Raw genomic sequence first — 19,566 nt, 5'->3', positions numbered from 1 at the left:
ACCAAATGAAAGTATTTTATTCGTTAGCCTTATTCACGCTTTTAATTTCTTGTAAAGACAATAAAGAGGTAAATGCCAAAACAGATTCAATTTCTCAAAAGGAAATTCTAAACACAAAAGATACCATTAATAAAATCCCTAGTGAGTTTAAAAGCGAAATACGTCCGAACGAAAAATTAAAATTGCAACAAGTATATACAGATACTGCCGAATTTGTCAGATTTAATGAAGGAGGAGATTATTCGTATGTAGAGATAAAAAAGAATAATAAAATAATCTCACTCACGACAAATTTAACCGAAGCCGAGAATCCTAACTATACAATGGGTGACATTTTCGACTTTAAGTGGCAAATAGATAGTGTGTTTATCTCTGGTGATGGAGAAAGACGTGATTTTACTGAATGGTTTGTAAGTGCTAAAAAAGTAAAAGACGGAAGTGTAACTCTATTTAGAAAAAAATATCCTAAACCAATAAAATATTATTGGGCAGAGGAGGAGGATAAGTACTCAACTGAGTTTAAAGATTACTTATACACTTTGGTCGAGTATTACTTGGCAAATTCTAAAAGCGAACTTGTAAAGGCTAATTTAAAAGACCCAGATTTAAGTTTGACTTACTCAATTGAAGACAGAGAAAGCGACGGGCGTTCTTATACGGTTTTAGGTATTGCTAACGAATTTGAAAACCGTACGAGTATAATGCAATGGTTATACGTAGATAATGTAACCAGAGTCTTATATGAGTATGATTTACCAAATGAAAAATTAATAGAATTTAAATAATAAAAAATCCGCTAGAGAATAAATATTCATACTAGCGGATTTTTTTATAATACAACTTTTAACTATCGTAAGGTTGCCCCAAGTTCAGTTTCAAAGTTTTGTTGCAATTTACTCATGATTTTATCAATTTGAGTATCTGTAAGCGTTTTTGTGTTATCCTGAATGGTAAAGCTTAACGCATAAGATTTCTTGCCTTCAGGAAGGTTTTTGCCTTCGTATACATCAAACAAGTTTACATCTTTCAATAAAGTTTTTTCTGTTTGCTTAGCAAGGTTGTAAATACTATCGTAAGTTACATTCTTGTCGATCAATAAAGCTAAATCTCTACGTACTTCTGGGTATTTAGGAATTTCGGTATATTTTATTTTACCTGTGATTATTTTCAAAATCAAATCCCAATTAAAATCAGCATAAAAAACTTCTTGTTTAATCCCGAAGTGTTTTAAGATAGATTTCTTTACAACTCCCATTTCTACCAAAGTATCATGACCGTAACCAATAGCCGCACCTTCAGAAAACACATCTGATTGTGTTGGAATATTAAGGATTTTGTCTATTCCTAATCTAGAAATAATACCTTTTACATATCCTTTTAGTAAAAAGAAATCTGTTGATTGTGCGCCGTTTGTCCAAGTCTCTTTATTTCTGTTTCCAGTAACAAACAAAGTCAGGTGCTTATGCTCTTCATAACCATTAAGAAATTTATGGTATGATTTTCCAAATTCAAATAATTTTAAATCAGAATTTTTTCTGTTGATATTATATGAAATCGCTTCTAATCCAGAAAACAATAATGATTGACGCATTACTGATAAATCATTACTTAAAGGATTTAATATAGTAACATTATGCTCTTCTTTTAATAAAGTCGAAAGAGTAGCATAAGAAGGCGTTGTTAATGAATTGGCCATCATTTCATGAAAACCTTGCGAATTTAATTGAGTTGCAATAGTATTTTGTACCTTATAATCTTCTGTTCTTGGCGAATTAGAAACTGTCGCGTTGAATTTTTTAGAGAAATTAATATTGTTATATCCATAAACTCTTAAGATTTCTTCGATAACATCAATTTCACGTTGTACATCTACTCGATACGCAGGAATTGTTAATCCCAAACCAGCTTCAGAAACACTATTAACTTTAATATCTAATGATACTAATATCTTCTTAATAGTATCTTTTGGTATTTCTTGTCCAATAATTTTTGAAACATGGCTGAAGTTTAAAAACACAGAGAAATCCTCTATCTTCTTTTGGTAAATCTCAACAATATCAGAAGTTATTTCTCCACCAGCAATTTCTTTTATCAATAAAGCAGCACGTTTTAAAGCATAAGCAGTAATCGAAGGATCAATACCTCTTTCAAATCTAAAAGATGCATCTGTATTTAATTGATGTCTTTTAGCCGATTTACGTACACTTACAGGATTAAAGTAAGCACTTTCTAAGAATATAGTAGTAGTAGTATCTGTTACACCAGATTTTTTACCTCCAAAAACCCCTGCAATACACAACGGACCTTTTTCGTCACAAATCATTAAATCTTCTTGGTGCAATGTTCTTTCTACATCATCTAGCGTTACAAATTTAGTACCTGCAGGAAGCGTTTTTACAATTACTTTACCATTAATTTTACTTGCATCAAATGCATGCAAAGGTTGTCCTAACTCATGTAAAACATAATTTGTAATATCTACAATATTATTTTTTGGAGTAATTCCAATAGCTTTTAATCTGTTTTGTAACCAGCTTGGAGATTCATTTATTGTAATTCCAGAAATGGTAACACCACAATATCTAGGTGCCAAAGATGGTTCTTCGACATTAACATCAATTTTTAAAGTTCGCATGTCAACTCTAAAATTACTTACCGATGGAGTAATTAATTCTACGTTTACACCTCTTTGTAATAATCCAGCACGTAAATCACGTGCAGTACCTAGATGACTCATTGCATCGGCACGGTTAGGAGTTAATCCTATTTCAAAAACCTCATCATTTTCTATGTTAAAAACTTCTGAAGCAGGAGTTCCTGGTTTCAATGCTTCGTCTAAAACCATAATTCCGTCATGACTAGTTCCTAGACCTAATTCGTCTTCAGCGCAAATCATACCGTGGCTTTCTTGTCCGCGTATTTTTCCTTTTTTAATAGTAAAAGATTCTCCGTTTTTGTCGTATAAAACAGTACCAATAGTAGCAACTGGCACTTTTTGCCCAGCAGCAACATTAGCAGCACCACACACAATTTGTACAGGATGTTCTAGACCTAAGTCTACAGTTGTAATTTTTAATCGGTCAGCATCAGGGTGCTGTACACAGGTTAATACATGCCCAACAACAATACCTTCTAATCCTCCTTTTATCGATTGATATTTTTCAACCACTTCCACCTCAAGACCTAAGTCAGTAAGTAAAGACGATGTTTCTTCAGATTTCCAATCTATTTTTATGAATTGTTTTAACCAGTTGTAAGATATTTTCATTTGAGTAATATTATTCTTGAATAAGTTTACAAATATAAGGATTGCACATTGTAGTAGGAAACAATTTATTTGGTTTTTTATAGCTGTTTTTATTTGAACGTAAATCCTTATTTTTTAAATATACTTCATTTTTTATGGTAATATTTTATTAATAGAGTATTAAATATTAGTTATAAAAGATAATCTGCATTTTTTGTGCTATTAGATGAACGAATTGTGCTATTCTTTATAAAAGAATGAAACTAAATTTGAAATGAATCCAAAAAAAAATATTTTATGAGTACTCTAGCAAAAAGACCTGACTTTAAGGCAAAATACGATAATTACATTGGCGGAAAATTTGTAGCACCAATAAAAGGAGAATATTTTGATGTACTTTCTCCAATAGACGGTAAAGTCTTTACCAAAGCAGCCCACTCTGGTAAAGAAGATATTGAATTTGCTGTAGATACAGCGTATGAAGCATTTAAAACATGGGGAAAAACCTCGGTAACAGAACGTAGCATCTTACTAAATAAGATTGCACAAAAGATAGAAGATAATCTAGAATACATTGCAACTGTAGAAACTATAGATAACGGAAAACCAATCCGTGAGACTTTAGCTGCCGATATTCCATTGGCAATAGATCATTTCAGATATTTTGCAGGAGTAATTCGTGCTGAAGAAAGCTCTATTGCCGAATTAGATTCACAAACAGTTTCTATCGCATTGAGCGAACCTTTAGGAGTCGTTGCTCAAATTATTCCTTGGAATTTCCCAATATTAATGGCTGTCTGGAAAATAGCTCCAGCACTTGCAGCAGGAAATACAATCGTTTTAAAACCTGCCGAAAGCACGCCAATTTCTATATTAGTATTAATGGAACTTATAGGAGATATTCTTCCTCCGGGAGTTTTAAATATTGTAAATGGTTTTGGTGCCGAACTAGGACGTCCGTTAGTAACTAACAAAAAAGTTTCTAAAGCAGCATTTACAGGTTCTACAACAACAGGACGATTAGTAATGCAATATGCGACCGAAAATATCATTCCGGTAACACTAGAACTAGGCGGGAAATCACCAAATATATTTTTCCCGTCTGTTGCCGACCATGACGATGATTTCTTTGATAAAGCCATAGAAGGTGCCGTTTTATTTGCATTGAATCAAGGAGAAATTTGTACTTGTCCATCTAGATTATTAGTTCACGAAGACATCTACGATAAGTTTATTAAAAGAGTAATCGAAAGAACAGAAGCTATTATTGCAGGAAATCCATTAGATAAAACTACCATGATTGGTGCACAGACTTCGATAGTGCAAAAAGAAAAAATTCTTTCTTATATAAAATTAGGAAAAGAAGAAGGTGCAGAACTACTTACTGGTGGTGCAGAAAATAATTTAGGCGGAGATTTAGAAGGTGGTTACTACATTAAGCCAACTTTGTTTAAAGGGAATAATAAAATGAGAATTTTTCAGGAAGAAATTTTCGGACCTGTTCTAGCTGTAACCACTTTTAAAACTACCGAAGAAGCTATTGCTATTGCAAATGATACTATGTACGGTTTAGGAGCTGGAGTTTGGACACGTGATGCGCACGAAATTTATCAAGTTCCGAGAGCTATTCAATCCGGAAGAGTTTGGATAAATCAGTATCATTCTTATCCTGCAGGCGCACCGTTTGGAGGTTACAAGCAATCTGGAATTGGTCGTGAGAACCACAAAATGATGTTGGAACAATACCGCCAAACCAAAAATATGCTTATTTCTTATGACAAAAAGAAATTAGGTTTCTTTTAAAGAATTGTATAAACCAAAGAGCAATAAACTATTAACTTATTGCTCTTGCAAATAAATAAAATTATGTTGCCAAAAACAATGAAAGCCGCAGTTGTAAGAGAATTTGGTTCTCTTTTAAAGATTGAAGAAGTCGAAGTAAAACGACCAGGTAAAAACGAAATTCTTGTAAAAGTTATTGCAAGTGGTGTTTGTCATACCGATTTACATGCCGTAGAAGGGGATTGGCCCGTAAAACCAAAAATGCCATTAATTCCAGGACATGAAGCCGTGGGTTACGTTGTTGCGCTTGGTCAGGATGTAAAAAATGTAAAAGAGGGCGATGCAGTTGGTGTGCCCTGGCTTTATAGTGCCTGCGGAGGTTGTGATCAATGTATTACAGGTTGGGAAACCTTATGCGATACACAACAAAATGGGGGGTATAGTGTAGATGGTGGATTTGCCGAATATGTTATTGCCGATGCAAGATATGTTGGACTTTTACCTTCAAATGTCAATTTTATGGAAATGGCTCCCATACTTTGTGCTGGAGTAACAGTGTACAAAGGACTTAAAGAAACTGAGGTCAAACCCGGAGAATGGGTTGCGATTTCAGGAATTGGAGGTCTGGGGCACGTTGCTGTACAATACGCCAAAGCAATGGGAATGCATGTTGCAGCGATTGATGTTGCTGATGATAAACTTAATCTAGCCAAAAAACTTGGAGCCGATTTAGTCGTAAACGCAAAAAATCAAAATCCTGGGGAATTCTTAAAAAAGGAAGTTGGTGGAATGCATGGGGCATTAATTACGGCCGTTTCTCCTATAGCTTTTAAGCAAGGTCTTGAAACCTTAAGAAGAAAAGGTACAATGGCACTTAACGGACTTCCTCCGGGGAACTTTGATTTATCAATTTTTGATACTGTTTTAAACAGAATAACAATTCGCGGTTCGATTGTAGGTACACGTAAAGATATGAAAGAAGCAATAGAATTTGCTACAGAAGGAAAAGTAAAAGCAACAATTACTCCTGCAAAATTAGAAGATGTCAATGATGTTTTTGATAAAATGAAAAAAGGACAAATAGAAGGAAGGGTTGTGCTTGAGATTGCGAAACCATAATTAAATCATGAAAGCAACCAACTTTATAATTATAAAGTTGGTTGCTTTTTTTAAATTCAAAAAGCATGATAAAAAGAATTGATGCCACAGATAAAGCTATAGAATTGATAAAAATATTAAAAGAAAAGCATGGCGATTTAATGTTTTATCAAGCCGGTGGATGTTGTGAAGGAACACAACCACAATGCTTTGAAAAAGGTGGTTTTTACCAACGAATGGGTGATGTATGCATTGGTATAATCGAAGATACTGAATTTTGGGTAGACAAAGATTTATTCGAATATTGGAAACATGCCCATTTTACTCTCGATGTAATCGATGCTTTTGGCGTTGGCGGATTCTCATTGGAAACTCCATTAAAAAAAACATTCCAAATAGAATATCGAATTTTCACCGAAGAAGAGGAGAAAGATTTGGAGCCGATTAAAAGTTTTCTTTAAGGTGTTAAGGTTTTTTTTTTGAGGTACTAAGGTTCTGAGATACAAAGGGACAAAGGTTTCTCGTAGAGGCGCACCGCAGTGCGTCTTTTTTTTGGCAATAATTACAGAGTTACTAGTGGAGACCCTTCCTGCGTCAGAGAGACAAGATTGTGGTACGTTGTACTAAAAGTTCTTTATGACAGTATATCGGTTCAAAGGTTTCTCGTAGAGGCGCACCGCAGTGCGTCTTTTTTTGTGCAATAATTGTTGAGTTACTAGTGGAGATTCTTGCTACGTCATGGTGACAAGTTTGTGGTTATGTATTGCTAAAATTTCTTTATAACAGAATATATCGGTTCAAAGGTTTCTCGTAGAGGCGCACCGCAGTGCGTCTTTTTTTTGTGCAATAATTGTCGAGTTGCTTGTGGAGACCCTTCCTGTGTCAGGGTGACAAGTTTGTGGTTATGTAGCGCTAAAATTTCTTTATGACAAGATAGATTGGTTCCCGTTTCTAGAAGAAACCTTTGTCTCTTTGTACCTCAGAACCTTTGCACCTTTTCTAAAAAACCTTAGTCCCTCAGAACCTTAGCGACTCAGCACCTTAATTAATAAACAACAACTGATATTGCTTTGGTGTAATTCCTTCGTGTTTTTTAAATAATCTGATAAAATAATTGGCATCTCCAAATCCTGATAAATAACAAACCTCATTAATTTGTATGGATGGATTTTTGAGTAAATTTTTGGCACATTTTATTTTTTCATTCAGAATATATTCTATCGGACTCATTCCTAGTTCTCGCTTAAAAAAGCGATAGAAAGAAGCTGTACTCATACAAGCTTTATCGCTCAAGCTTTTTAAGTTCATGTTTTCCTTTAAATTCTGTTTGATGAATTCGGTAACTTCTTTTATTGGATTATTTACCTGAATTGCCGTTCCTTCATCAATAGATTTCACTGTTTGAGTTTGTATTATTCGAATCAATAATTCTTTCAAAGTCAAATCGGCCAAAACATCTTTGGTTATCGAAGTACTCATGCATTCCTTTATAAGTTTATTGATTGTAGTAGCCATATCAACATTATTATAAAAGAAATAATTCTGATAATTTAATTGCCAATACGCATCTTTTCCTTCTTTAGGATATCGCTCGTTTAAGAAATTTAAAGTGTCTGTAATTTTAGATTGCTCAATTGCCAGAGCCAGGCATTGTGTAGGATTATTTTTTGATGCATCTGGAAAATCAATTTTCATTTCTACATTAGCAGGAACAACAACTGTTTCTCCGGGTAAATAATCAAATTCAGGATCATCAAAAAGATGCATTATTTTCTTTCCCCTCAACATACTTGTTACAACCAAATCATCAAACTTTAAAGGAACTAAAGTTGATGATTCGTATGTTTCAAAAATATTTAACTCGCAATGATTCAAGTTATAAATTGTCCTGTTTTCTACAAGAGTTTTTAACGATTTTTCTTTTGATAGTTGAAGAGGGTTGATTAGAAAACGTTGATTATTCATTGCTTTTAAAATTTTAAGACGGAAGCTTAAATTTAAGCAAAATAATTACATTAAGAATAGTTTTAACGTTAAATTAAATCAGTTCTTCGATATGTTTCTTGATATTCTCTGCTATTTTTTTGGTAGGTAAATCATTCTCATCATCACCAAACGGATCTTCTATTTCCTCGGCAATAAGTTCTAAACTCGCTAATACATAAAAAACAAAAACCACCACAGGAGCAACATAATAACCTAGACTAATAGAGTAACCAAAAGGCAAAGTCATGATGTAAAAGAAAATGAATTTTTTAATAAAAGCACTGTAAGAGTAGGGAATAGGTGTGTTTTTTATTCTTTCGCAAGCTCCGCAAACATCTGTAAAGGCTTGTAATTCTTCATTTAAAATAATGAGCTGATCTCCAGATATTTTTTTAGCATCGTATAAATCATTTATTTTATGAAATATGATTCTTTTTACCTGATTTGGTTTGTGTTTATGATGGTCAATTTCTAAATCAACATCCTCAAAAAGTTGCTTGCTTGTTTCGGAATCATGCAAATGCTTGTGCAAAATTTCAGCGTATAACGGAATAAATTTTCTGAAAAATTTTCTATCATTTTCATCTTTAAGCATAGCCGAAAGCTTAATAGCAAGATTACGACTATTATTTACCAGACTTCCCCATAATTTTCTTCCTTCCCACCAGCGATCATAGGCAGTATTGGTTCTAAAAACGAGCAGTAACGAAATTACAAAACCTAACATTCCGTGCATAATCGGAATATTCTGGATATAATCGTTTTTACCTATCTTAAAATAATAAATTTCCAGATACCCAACTGCACTAGCGTAAATTGCAATAGCAATCATGATAGGAAATAGTTTCCTAACAGTATCTGATTTGTGGAAATGAAAGATAAAAGTAAACCAGTCTTTAGTATTATATGATATCATTTGTTATGTGTTTGAAACAAATTTAGTTTAAAAACTAATATTTCCCGCTAATTCTTTTAATGCAATTTCAGATAATTTAGCTTCAAATTGAGCATTGCTAAAACGCACTTTTGCATTTACATAATTAAGCTGCGCGGTTCTAAACTCTAGTGTTGTAATAGTTCCGATACGGAATTTATCTAGCGTAATATCTAAGTTTTGTTTAGCAATTGCTTCGTTGTTTTCTTCTAAATGTATCAACTCCAAATTTGTTAAGTAAGTTTGATAAGCAGTTGCTAATTGTGTACTCAATATTTGATTTTGTTGTTCTAGAGCAAATTTTGTATTTTCTATTGTCAGCTTAGATGTTTTTTCATTCCTGTGTTGTGCAAAACCATCAAATACATTTAAAGAAGCGCTAAAACCATAATTTAATCCTCGAGCAGACGATTGACTTGTAAAACCTAAGCTTGAGTGACTTTCAGAAAAATTATAACCTGTATTTAGTTTTACAGTAGGATAGCGATTTGCCTTTACTTGTTTTAATTGCAATTCGGCAATTCTTAAATTAATAATCTGCGATTCTAATTGTGGATTTTGCTTTTTGGCCAATTCTAATAAATTATCTAAAATTAAAGAATTATCAACCTTAACCTCATCTGTAACTGCAAAGTTAATTTTGGAATCTCGAGCTAAAATCTGATTTAATAAAATCTTGGTATTTGCATATAATTCTTTTTGTCTCAATAAGGAAACCTGATCCGTATTTAAATCTACTTGCGCATTTAAAACCTCTAATTTTGAAGCTTTACCAATGGTAAATCGGTTTTGTGCCAATGTTAATCTTTGTTTAGAAATTACAATTGTAGTATCTAATGCTGCTAATTGTTGCTGTTGTTGAACCAAATCGTAGTAAGTAGAATTAACCTGTCCAACTTTTACCAAAATCGTGCGTCGCAATTCGGCATCGCCTAATTTTTGTAGTTCTTTAAGTTGGTCTAATTGAGCAAACATTCGCATACCATCAAATATTGTCCAGTCTAATCCAACACCATAATTTAAACTATTATTTTTTGCATTCTTTAATGAAGTTGAAGTTCCGTCCTGACGTGTTTGAGAACTATTTTGTATGTTATTATTATCTACAACCGTTGCTGTAACTGTAGGCAACATTCCTGCATTTCCTATAGTTGCGTTGGTTTCATTAATTTTTGAATTATTTGACGCAATTTTTATTTCAAAATTATTGTCTAATGCTATTTTTACTGCGTTTTCTATGGTAAGAACTTCTTGTGCATTGCTTTTTACAACACAAAAAAGAAACAAAACCAAGCATTTAAATAGAGTTTTAGTGTACATCATTTTTTATTTTTATTACCACAAATCAGCTTCAAATTTTTGTTTAAAAACGATTTGTGGTTCCTATTTTTATTTAAAGTGAGTTCTAGAGATTATTTGTTACTATCTCTTTCATATTCTTCGATATGATCAAACTCAGGATAATGTTTACGTGCTTTAGACCACATTAAATACATGGCAGGAATTACAAATAAAGTAAGTACTAAAGAGAAAATAGTTCCTCCTACAATTACAACTCCCATACCAATACGGCTTGTAGAAGCTGCTCCAAGTGACATTGCAATTGGTAATGCACCTAATGCAATCGCCAAACTCGTCATTAAGATTGGTCTAAGTCGTGCTTCCGAAGCTTCTAGAATTGCTTCTAATTTTGGCTTGCCTTGTTCTCGTAATTGGTTAGCAAACTCTACAATCAAGATACCATTCTTGGTTACAAGACCAATAAGCATTACGGTACCAATCTGGCTAAAGATATTCCAGGTTTGGTTAAATAACCATAATGAGAATAATGCTCCGGCAACTGCCATTGGTACAGTCAGGATTATAATAAATGGATCTATAAAGCTTTCAAATTGAGCAGATAAGATTAAGAAAATTAATAATAAAGCCAATCCAAATGCAAATGATGTATTAGAGCTACTCTCAATAAAATCTCGTGATTCTCCTCCTAAATCAGTTGTAAATGTATCATCAAGAACCTTGGCTTTTATCTCGTTCATAGCATCAATTCCGTCGCTGATACTTTTGCCTGGAGCTAAACCAGCCGAAACTGTAGCCGACATATATCTGTTGTTATGATACAATTGTGGCGGATTACTTTGTTCTTCTATGGTAACTACGTTATCCATTTGTATTAATTGCCCTTTTTTGTTTTTTACAAACATCGAAGTTAAGTCCAATGGTTTCGAACGGTCTTTCTGGTCAAATTGTCCAATAACCTGATATTGTTTTCCGTTTTTGATAAAATAACCAAAACGCTGTCCGCTTAAAGAAAGCTGTAATGTTTGTGCAATATCAATAATAGAAATCCCTAAACTTTCGGCTTTTTCACGATCGATACTTACATTAATTTCAGGTTTATTAAATTTCAGGTTGACATCTGTAACCGAAAAAGTATCGTTTTTATTGGCTTCATCCATAAACAATGGAATTTTTTCTCGCAATTTTTCGAAAGTTGGCGCCTGAATAATATACTGTATTGGCAATCCTCCACGTCTGTTTACAGCAATTGTAGGCTGCTCTGTTACCGAGGTTTTTGCTTCAGAATATTTTTTTGTCCATTTTGTTAATTTCTCTGCAATTTCTTTTTGAGAACGCGTTCTTTCGTCTGGTTCCTTAAGTGCGATTCTAACTCTACCGCTGTTTACAGATGATGATCCAAATCCTGGTGAAGTAATTACTAAACTTACTTTTTTCTCCGGAATCGAGTCATCAATTAATTTTCCTAGTTCCTGCATAAAACGATCTGTATATTCGTATGAAGAACCTTCGGGAGTGGTTACACTTAAAACCAACGCACTTCTGTCATCATACGGAGCAGTTTCTTTTGGTAGGATGCTAAAGAACAAATAAATCAATCCGAAACAAATAGCGATAATAGGGAAGCTTAACCATTTCTTTTTCATAAAACGAGTTAAAGCATCGGCATATCCTTTATTTAAACTTTCGAAATAAGGTTCTGTTTTAAGATAAAAATTTGATTTCTTTTGTTCGCCACCTTTCATTAAATACGCATTTAACATTGGTGTTAAAGTCAAGGATACAAAAGCCGAAATTAGTACTGCCGCTCCTATGACGACTCCAAACTCTCGAAATAGTCGACCAACGAATCCCTCTAAAAATATTACGGGCAAGAATACCGCAGCAAGGGTTATCGAAATAGAAATTACTGCAAAAAATATCTCATTAGATCCTTTAATCGCAGCTTCAATAGGCGACATTCCTTCTTCAACTTTCTTAAAGATATTCTCTGTTACCACAATTCCATCATCGACCACAAGTCCCGTCGCCAGTACAATTGCAAGTAATGTTAATACGTTTATCGAGAATCCAAAAAGCCACATGATAAAAAATGTTGCTATCAAGGAAACTGGAATATCTATTAAAGGTCTAAATGCTATTGCCCAATCTCTAAAAAACAAAAAGATAATCAGGATTACCAGAACGATAGATATTAATAATGTTTCGGCAACTTCCAGAACAGATTTCTTTACAAAAAGTGTACTGTCTATCGCAATATCAAGCTTAATATCTTTAGGTAAATCCTTCTTTAAGGCATCATATTTTTTATAAAATTCTTTCGAAATATCAAGGTAATTAGCTCCTGGCATTGGTACAATTGCAAGACCAATCATAGGAAGCCCTGATTGACTCAATTTTGTTTCGGTGTTTTCAGGTCCTAATTCGGCTTTACCAATATCGCTTAAACGAACTATTTTTTCGCCGTCTGAACGGATAATAATATTATTAAACTCTTCTGGTTTAGATAAATTTCCGACTGTTTTTACGGTAAGTTCGGTATTGTTTCCTGTTAGCTTTCCAGAAGGTAGCTCAACATTTTGCGCATTTAAGGCATTACGAACTTCTGATACGGTACAACCATAAGCGGCTAGTTTTATAGGATCTATCCATAAACGCATAGCGTAACGCTTTTGTCCCCAAATCTGAACTCCACTTACTCCTGGAATCGTTTCTAAACGTTGCGAAATAACATTCTCGGCATAATCACTTAATTCAAGTGCGCTTCGTGTATCACTTTGTACGGTCATCGAAATGATAGATTCACCATTGGCATCAGCCTTAGAAACGACTGGCGGAGCATCTATATCTTGTGGTAAACTTCTAACGGCTTGCGATACTTTATCACGAACATCATTTGCAGCTTCTTCTAGATTTTTATCTAGATTAAACTCGATTGTAATATTACTACTTCCTTGTACACTCGACGAAGTAATATTTCTAATTCCATCAATGGCATTAATAGCTTTCTCTAGTGGTTCGGTAATTTGAGATTCTATAATGTCTGAATTTGCTCCTGTATAGTTTGTACGAACAGAGACTTGTGCTGGATCAATAGACGGAAATTCTCTTACGCCTAAAAAGCTATATCCAATAAGACCGAACAATACAATTGCAAGATTCAAAACAATTGTTAGTACAGGCCTTCTTATACTTGTGGTTGATAAACTCATAATGAGATTTTATATTTTTTAGATTTCGGGTTTTTGGGTCAGATTTATTGCTAAATCTTACGATTAAAATCTAGACTTATTTCACTTTTACTTTAATTGCGTCGTCATTCTTCAATGCCATTACACCACTAGTTATAACAGTATCTCCCTTTTTTAAACCAGATAAAATCAAGATAGACGCATCTGTTCTTGTAGCAGTTTCTACCATTACTTCTTTGGCTTTGCCAAAATTAGAAATAAAGACTTTTTTACCGTTTTGTACAGGTACAATCGCTTCGGTAGGAACTACAATAGCATCTTTTATAATATCCAATGGTAATTTTACATCGGCAAATGTTCCTGGAAATAATTTACCATCTTTATTTTCGGCGATAGCTCTAATCTGAAGAGTTCTTGTTTCTACAGCAACTTCAGGCTCCATTGCATAAATTTTGGCAGTATATAGTGTATTTGACCCCGAAACTGTAAAAGTGATAATAGAATTCTCTCTTACCTGACTTGCATATTTCTCTGGAATCGAGAATGTAATTTTCAGTTTACTTGTATTAACCAATTTAGCAACCAAAACTGTTGGTGTAATATAAGTTCCCGGAGAAATTGATCGTAAACCTATCTTTCCAGAAAATGGTGCTTTTACAGATGTTTTTGCAATTTGAGCACGTATTAATTGACTTTGTGCTTGCGCAGAAGCGTGGTCGGCTCTTGCAACCTCATATTCTTCTTGGCTAATCGCTTCTTTTTGAAGTAATAGTTTAGCTCTTCTTTCGTTTTCCGCAGCCAAACCTTCTTTGGTAGTTGCTTGTCTTAATTGCGCTCTTAACTCTATATCATTTACCTTAAAAAGTACTTGACCTTTGGTTACGTTGCTTCCTTCACTAAAATAAATTCCTTCGACAATACCCGAAACTTCACTACGAATTTCTACTTGTTCATTGGCTTCAATAGATCCAGATAAAGATAAATTATTATCAAAAGTTTGCGTGTCTACAACAACTCCCGAAACTGTTGTGGTTTTGTTTTTACCGTTCTGACCTTTTGATTCGTCGTTTTTATTTTTATTAGATACGATTCGGTAAGCGATAAATCCGCTAATTCCGATTATTAGCAAGGCATATACAAGGTTTTTTACTTTCATGAGATTTTAGGTAAAGCTAGAATTAATAGATTATGGTTTTTTAAGTGAATTCACAAATTTAGTTTTTTGTATTGAAAACCTATGACCTTATTTTTTATTTAACAATTGTATGTACAAATATTAATATTTTAGTTAAAATAAGACGTAAAAAAGCAAGATTAGAAACGGAGGTTATGAGTTACAAAACCCCTAATTTTCTATGATTTGCAATGTTCATACATTAAACATAAGTTCAAAAATTTGAATTAAGACTCCGTTCCCGAAGAAAGGTTTAATGGGATAGTAATTTTTTTTTAAAAGAAGGTTCAGAGTTGCAAAGGTTTTTATGGAGGTTCTGAGGTACAAAGGTTCTGAGGTACTAAGACTAGAAAAGTAAACTTTGCGAAAGTCTTTGTTTGCTCTGCGGTTAATTTTACCGCAATAAAATCCTAAGCTTGTCACCCTGACGCAGGAAGGGTCTCCGCAAGTAACTCAGCAATCTAAGAAAGGTTTAAAAGGCTCACAAATAGCCCACGGTTTCAACCGTGTGGAACGGATTGTAAAAAATGCATTGCGCTCCAACGGTTGAAACCGTTGGCAATGTTTATAAAAAACCTCAAACCTCTCTCAAATTAGCGAGTAACTCGAAAATTAATAGGGGAGTGATTCTAGGGGTTAATTGATTTAATAATCATGCACATGAGGCGGAGTAAATATGCTATATATAAAATAGAGTAAATACTCATTTTTTTTCTTCGATTCTTTCTTCGATTACTGAGTTACTTACGGAGACCCTTCCTCTGTCAGGGAGACAAGTTTGGGGCTATATTGTGTAAACTACTAAATCCCTCTATAATAAAGACGCACTGCGGTGCGCCTCTACAAGAAACCTTTGAACCTTTGCACCTCAGAACCTTAGTACCTCAAAAAAAAATTAACTAATATAATTCCAGATATTCTTTTTCTTAGTTAGTTCTAAGAAAATGGCTTTAAGGATTGCATTTTCAGGTTTTTGTAGTGGAGCGTCTTCTTTTAAGACTTTTAAAGCATAATTTCTGGCTAGAGCCAAAATATCACGGTCACGAACAATATCGGCGATTTGAAGATTAAGTACACCACTTTGTTGCGTTCCCATTAAATCACCAGGACCACGAAGTTTTAAGTCAACTTCGGCAATTTCGAAGCCATCATTGGTTTGAACCATTGTTTCCATTCGGGTTTTACTATCCGAACTTAATTTATGCGAAGTCATTAAGATACAGTAACTCTGTTCGGCACCACGACCTACACGACCGCGTAATTGATGTAATTGCGAAAGTCCGAAACGTTCGGCACTTTCTATAATCATAACACTAGCATTCGGTACATTTACACCAACTTCTATAACTGTTGTAGCAACCATTATATTAGTTTTTCCTTCAGAGAAACGTTTCATTTCGAAATCTTTATCGGCAGGTTTCATTTTTCCGTGCAGAATAGAAATCGAATAATCGGGTAGGGGGAAATCACGAGAAATACTCTCGTAACCGTCCATTAAATCTTTGAAATCCATTTTTTCTGATTCTTGAATCAATGGATAAACGATATATATTTGTCTTCCCAGAGCAATTTCATCTCTTAGAAATTTCCATACTTTCAGTCGGTTACTATCATAACGATGAACGGTTTGGATTGGTTTTCTTCCCGGAGGTAATTCGTCGATTACCGAAATATCTAAATCACCGTATAAACTCATTGCCAGCGTACGCGGAATTGGCGTAGCTGTCATAACTAATACGTGTGGCGGAATTTCGTTCTTTTTCCATAATTTAGAACGTTGTTCTACACCAAAACGATGTTGCTCATCGATAACGGCTAATCCTAAATTTTTAAATTTTACTTTGTCTTCTAGTAAAGCGTGCGTTCCAATTAGTATATGTAAACTACCATTTTCTAATTCTTCATGAATTATTCTTCTGGCAGCAATTTTAGTAGAACCTGTTAGTATTTTTATATTGATGTTTAATGTGGCTGCTAATTCGGACAATCCCACAAAATGCTGATTTGCTAAGATTTCGGTAGGTGCCATCAAACAGGCCTGAAAACCATTATCGAGTGCTAATAGCATGCTCATAAAAGCTACAATAGTTTTTCCCGAACCCACATCTCCTTGTAACAATCGATTCATTTGGGCATTACTACCCATATCGGTGCGTATTTCCTTAATTACTCTTTTTTGAGCATTTGTAAGCGCAAAAGGCAAGTGATTTTGATAGAATACATTAAAATATTCACCCACTTTTACAAATGGATGTCCTTTTATTTTATGCTTTCTAATGAGATTTTTAGTTATCAGTTGCAACTGAATAAAAAATAACTCTTCAAATTTTAATCGGTATTGGGCTTTCGCCAAAGCATCGGCACTTTTAGGAAAATGGATATTAAATAAAGCGGCTCTTTTAGGAATCAGCTTTAATTCATTTACCAAATAATCGGGAAGGGTTTCTGTAAACAAAGTTTGTGTTTCCAGAAATAATTGTTGCATGAGTTTGTTAATCACACGATTTGAAATTCCTCTATTAGTCAGGGTTTCTGTCGATGGATATACGGGTTGCATTGCCGAGCGAAGACTTTGTTCGTGCTCGCTCATGAGTTCAATTTCGGGATGAGCCATACTAAACTGACTTCCGTATAAACTGCATTTCCCAAAAATAACACAAACTTCGTTGAGTTTTAAACTCTCACGAATCCATTTATGTCCCTGAAACCAGTTTAAGTCTATTTGCCCTGTATCATCTACAAAAGTAGCGACTAAACGCTTTTTGTTTTTGGCAAATTCAACTGTTTTTATATTGATGATTTTACCAATAATCTGAACTTCGGCAGCAGTATTCTGTAATTCGTTAATCTTATAATATCGTGTTCTGTCTATGTATCGGTTCGGAAAAAAATTAACCAAATCAATATATCTATGAATTCCCAATTCCTTACGAAGCAATTCGCCACGATTAGGGCCAACACCTTTTAAGTATTCGATAGGAGTTTGAAGAAGATAATTAGACATTTTTTTTGATTGCTCGATTATTGGATTATTCGATACTTTTAGAAGATAGAATAAAGAGAATAGATATTAGTCTATATTCTTTATTCTATACTCTTTTTTCATAAGGCGAAGATAGATTTTAATTAGGAAAATAGAAAATACAATCGTTTTGAAAAAGTTAAATGCTTTTATTTATAGTAAGAAAGAATAATTTATCTATGTCATAAAATAAATAGACAACTCTATAAAATCAATATTTTAAGAATATATTTCTTAAAAAAAAATCTTTTAGTAAGTTTTTATGCGAAAGAAAATACTTATTTTTGAAAAACTCTAGAGGAAGAGCCAATTAATTCTATAATAAATTCTTTTCTCAACACTTTTGAGATAAAGAATTATAATATAAAATTACTGCTGAAATAAAAATTATGCAAAGACTTCCTTACCACATTTACCTAAATAAAAAAACAATTATAATCCGTTTTGCTTTATTTCTATCCCTCTTCTTAATTGCAGTTTGGATGTTATGGCATCATACAAAACAGTTTTATGATGGTCAAAATTTTCATCCAGAGGTACTGTTTTTGTCTCCTTTTGCGATTATTGGAATGCTCTTTTATACAATAAGAGAAGTGCGCTTATTTGATAATAATGAAATACAAATAACACTTAATCATAAAGGAATTATTTTTTACGGAAAATATTTCATTGAAATTGGAGTAGTAAATTGGGAAGACATAACAAGATGTGTTGAAACAAAGGAACAATACGAAACTGTATTAAATATAATTGTTCATCAACCAGATATTTATATAAATAAAATTAAAAATAAAAAGTACCGTAAAAAAGTAGAAACTTACTGCAACGAAAATGGTAATGTCTTGTTATGGATAAATGCAAGACTCTTAAATTGTGATCTTACGGAATTAAAAAGAAACATTTTTCAAATGATAGATAAAACAAAGAATACAAATAACTAAGATTAAGCAATTATTTGCTATTTAATAACCCCCAAACTAATTAACAAAATGATTTACGTTTACGAAATTGTAACAAAGCCTTTAACTTCAAAAATTATTTCTGATGAAATTTGTCCCGTATGTAATAAAAATGGATGTATTGAATTAACATTGTATATGCGTTATACTTCTATAGTTATCCCTTTCTTCGGGATGGGACTGAAAACAGGAGTAGTTTGTACCAATTGTGGTGAAGTTTTAAAAAATCCTGATGCATCTGTATTTGCAAAGAAAAAACACTCAGCCAATATAGAAGCCGAGATTAATCAGATTAGAAATAATCACAAAAGAACTTTATGGCAGTTATTATACCCGTGGTCATTTTGTATTGTATTGCCATTAATCGTTTTAATTGCATTGGGTTATAGTAAGATTAATAACAAATCTATTGAGAAAAAGTCTGAGGAGTATGCTGCATTAATTGCTAATCCGCAATCTGGAGATATTTACAAATCAACATGGTCTCAAGAAAATAGCCAGTTACAAGGTGCATTAGTGAAACTGATACGAATTGATGCTGATACGATGTATGTTATTCGTAGTAAAGAAATGATTCCTATGAGTTTTTCTAAAGCTGAATGGGATAAGCTTTCTTCTAATGCCGACGCATTCGATTCTAAAGAGTATAAAGTAAAGAAATTTACAGATTTAAATGGAGGCAATTTTGGGCAGTTTTTCATGTACAATAAAGATAATAACGGTAAAATAACTCCAAAATATTTGGGAGCAATACTTGATAATACTGCTGTAATGGATTTAAATTTTGAAACGATAGTACGAGCAAAATAAAAAACATAATATCAGTAGTTTTTATGATTCTAAATAGATTTATAAAAACTACTGATATCTTGAT

At 33.3% G+C, this 19,566-nt stretch carries 13 protein-coding genes; 6 read left to right on the top strand and 7 right to left on the bottom strand.

Annotation, left to right across the window (positions count from 1 at the left end; all coding sequences use genetic code 11):
• Positions 1 to 5 precede the first annotated feature (5 nt).
• Positions 6 to 785 carry a hypothetical protein gene (locus tag IW20_RS15615; protein ID WP_051885799.1) on the top strand — a complete coding sequence of 260 codons (780 nt, stop codon included), beginning with the start codon at positions 6 to 8 and terminating at the stop codon, positions 783 to 785.
• Positions 786 to 847: 62 nt separating this feature from the next.
• Here the strand turns inward: IW20_RS15615 and pheT are convergent, their stop codons facing one another.
• Entirely contained in the window at positions 848 to 3,268 is a 2,421-nt protein-coding gene (pheT, locus tag IW20_RS15610; RefSeq protein WP_035624204.1) for a phenylalanine--tRNA ligase subunit beta, read from the bottom strand.
• Positions 3,269 to 3,544: 276 nt separating this feature from the next.
• Here pheT and IW20_RS15605 point away from each other — a divergent pair, with 276 nt between their 5' ends.
• The 3 genes from IW20_RS15605 to IW20_RS15595 all read left to right on the top strand — a co-directional run bounded on the left by IW20_RS15605 (position 3,545) and on the right by IW20_RS15595 (position 6,588).
• A complete protein-coding gene (locus IW20_RS15605) occupies positions 3,545 to 5,050 on the top strand; it encodes an aldehyde dehydrogenase family protein (protein ID WP_035624201.1) in 1,506 nt (501 codons plus the stop codon).
• 63 nt (positions 5,051 to 5,113) lie between these two features.
• A complete protein-coding gene (adhP, locus tag IW20_RS15600) occupies positions 5,114 to 6,148 on the top strand; it encodes an alcohol dehydrogenase AdhP (RefSeq protein WP_035624198.1) in 1,035 nt (344 codons plus the stop codon).
• 65 nt (positions 6,149 to 6,213) lie between these two features.
• A complete protein-coding gene (locus IW20_RS15595) occupies positions 6,214 to 6,588 on the top strand; it encodes a DUF779 domain-containing protein (RefSeq protein WP_035624194.1) in 375 nt (124 codons plus the stop codon).
• A gap of 580 nt (positions 6,589 to 7,168) precedes the next feature.
• Here the strand turns inward: IW20_RS15595 and IW20_RS15590 are convergent.
• The 6 genes from IW20_RS15590 to recG form a co-directional block, all read right to left on the bottom strand.
• Entirely contained in the window at positions 7,169 to 8,092 is a 924-nt protein-coding gene (locus IW20_RS15590; RefSeq protein ID WP_035624191.1) for an AraC family transcriptional regulator, read from the bottom strand.
• 73 nt (positions 8,093 to 8,165) lie between these two features.
• Positions 8,166 to 9,029 carry a bestrophin family protein gene (locus IW20_RS15585; RefSeq protein WP_035624189.1) on the bottom strand — a complete coding sequence of 288 codons (864 nt, stop codon included), beginning with the start codon at positions 9,027 to 9,029 and terminating at the stop codon, positions 8,166 to 8,168.
• 27 nt (positions 9,030 to 9,056) lie between these two features.
• On the bottom strand, positions 9,057 to 10,367 hold the full coding sequence (locus IW20_RS15580) for a TolC family protein (RefSeq protein ID WP_035624187.1): 1,311 nt from the start codon (positions 10,365 to 10,367) through the stop codon (positions 9,057 to 9,059).
• A gap of 92 nt (positions 10,368 to 10,459) precedes the next feature.
• The gene (locus IW20_RS15575) at positions 10,460 to 13,558 is read right to left on the bottom strand and encodes an efflux RND transporter permease subunit (protein WP_035624185.1); all 3,099 of its coding nucleotides are present in this window, start codon (positions 13,556 to 13,558) and stop codon (positions 10,460 to 10,462) included.
• Between the two features lie 76 nt (positions 13,559 to 13,634).
• Positions 13,635 to 14,693, bottom strand: coding sequence for an efflux RND transporter periplasmic adaptor subunit (locus IW20_RS15570; RefSeq protein WP_035624183.1), 1,059 nt, complete (start codon positions 14,691 to 14,693; stop codon positions 13,635 to 13,637).
• Between the two features lie 913 nt (positions 14,694 to 15,606).
• Positions 15,607 to 17,715, bottom strand: coding sequence for an ATP-dependent DNA helicase RecG (gene recG / locus IW20_RS15565; RefSeq protein ID WP_035624181.1), 2,109 nt, complete (start codon positions 17,713 to 17,715; stop codon positions 15,607 to 15,609).
• Positions 17,716 to 18,122: 407 nt separating this feature from the next.
• On the opposite strand from recG, the gene IW20_RS15560 reads away from it, so the two are divergent.
• Both IW20_RS15560 and IW20_RS15555 read left to right on the top strand, forming a co-directional pair.
• Positions 18,123 to 18,674 carry an STM3941 family protein gene (locus IW20_RS15560; RefSeq protein WP_123869521.1) on the top strand — a complete coding sequence of 184 codons (552 nt, stop codon included), beginning with the start codon at positions 18,123 to 18,125 and terminating at the stop codon, positions 18,672 to 18,674.
• 48 nt (positions 18,675 to 18,722) lie between these two features.
• Positions 18,723 to 19,502 (top strand): hypothetical protein, encoded by a 780-nt coding sequence (locus tag IW20_RS15555; RefSeq protein WP_035624176.1) that lies wholly within the window; start codon positions 18,723 to 18,725, stop codon positions 19,500 to 19,502.
• Positions 19,503 to 19,566 lie beyond the last annotated feature (64 nt).

It is taken from the genome of Flavobacterium hydatis (assembly GCF_000737695.1).
GTDB classification, from domain to species: Bacteria; Bacteroidota; Bacteroidia; order Flavobacteriales; family Flavobacteriaceae; genus Flavobacterium; species Flavobacterium hydatis.
Note: the sequence above shows the minus strand (reverse complement) of the source record. Positions and strands in the feature narration are given on the sequence as shown.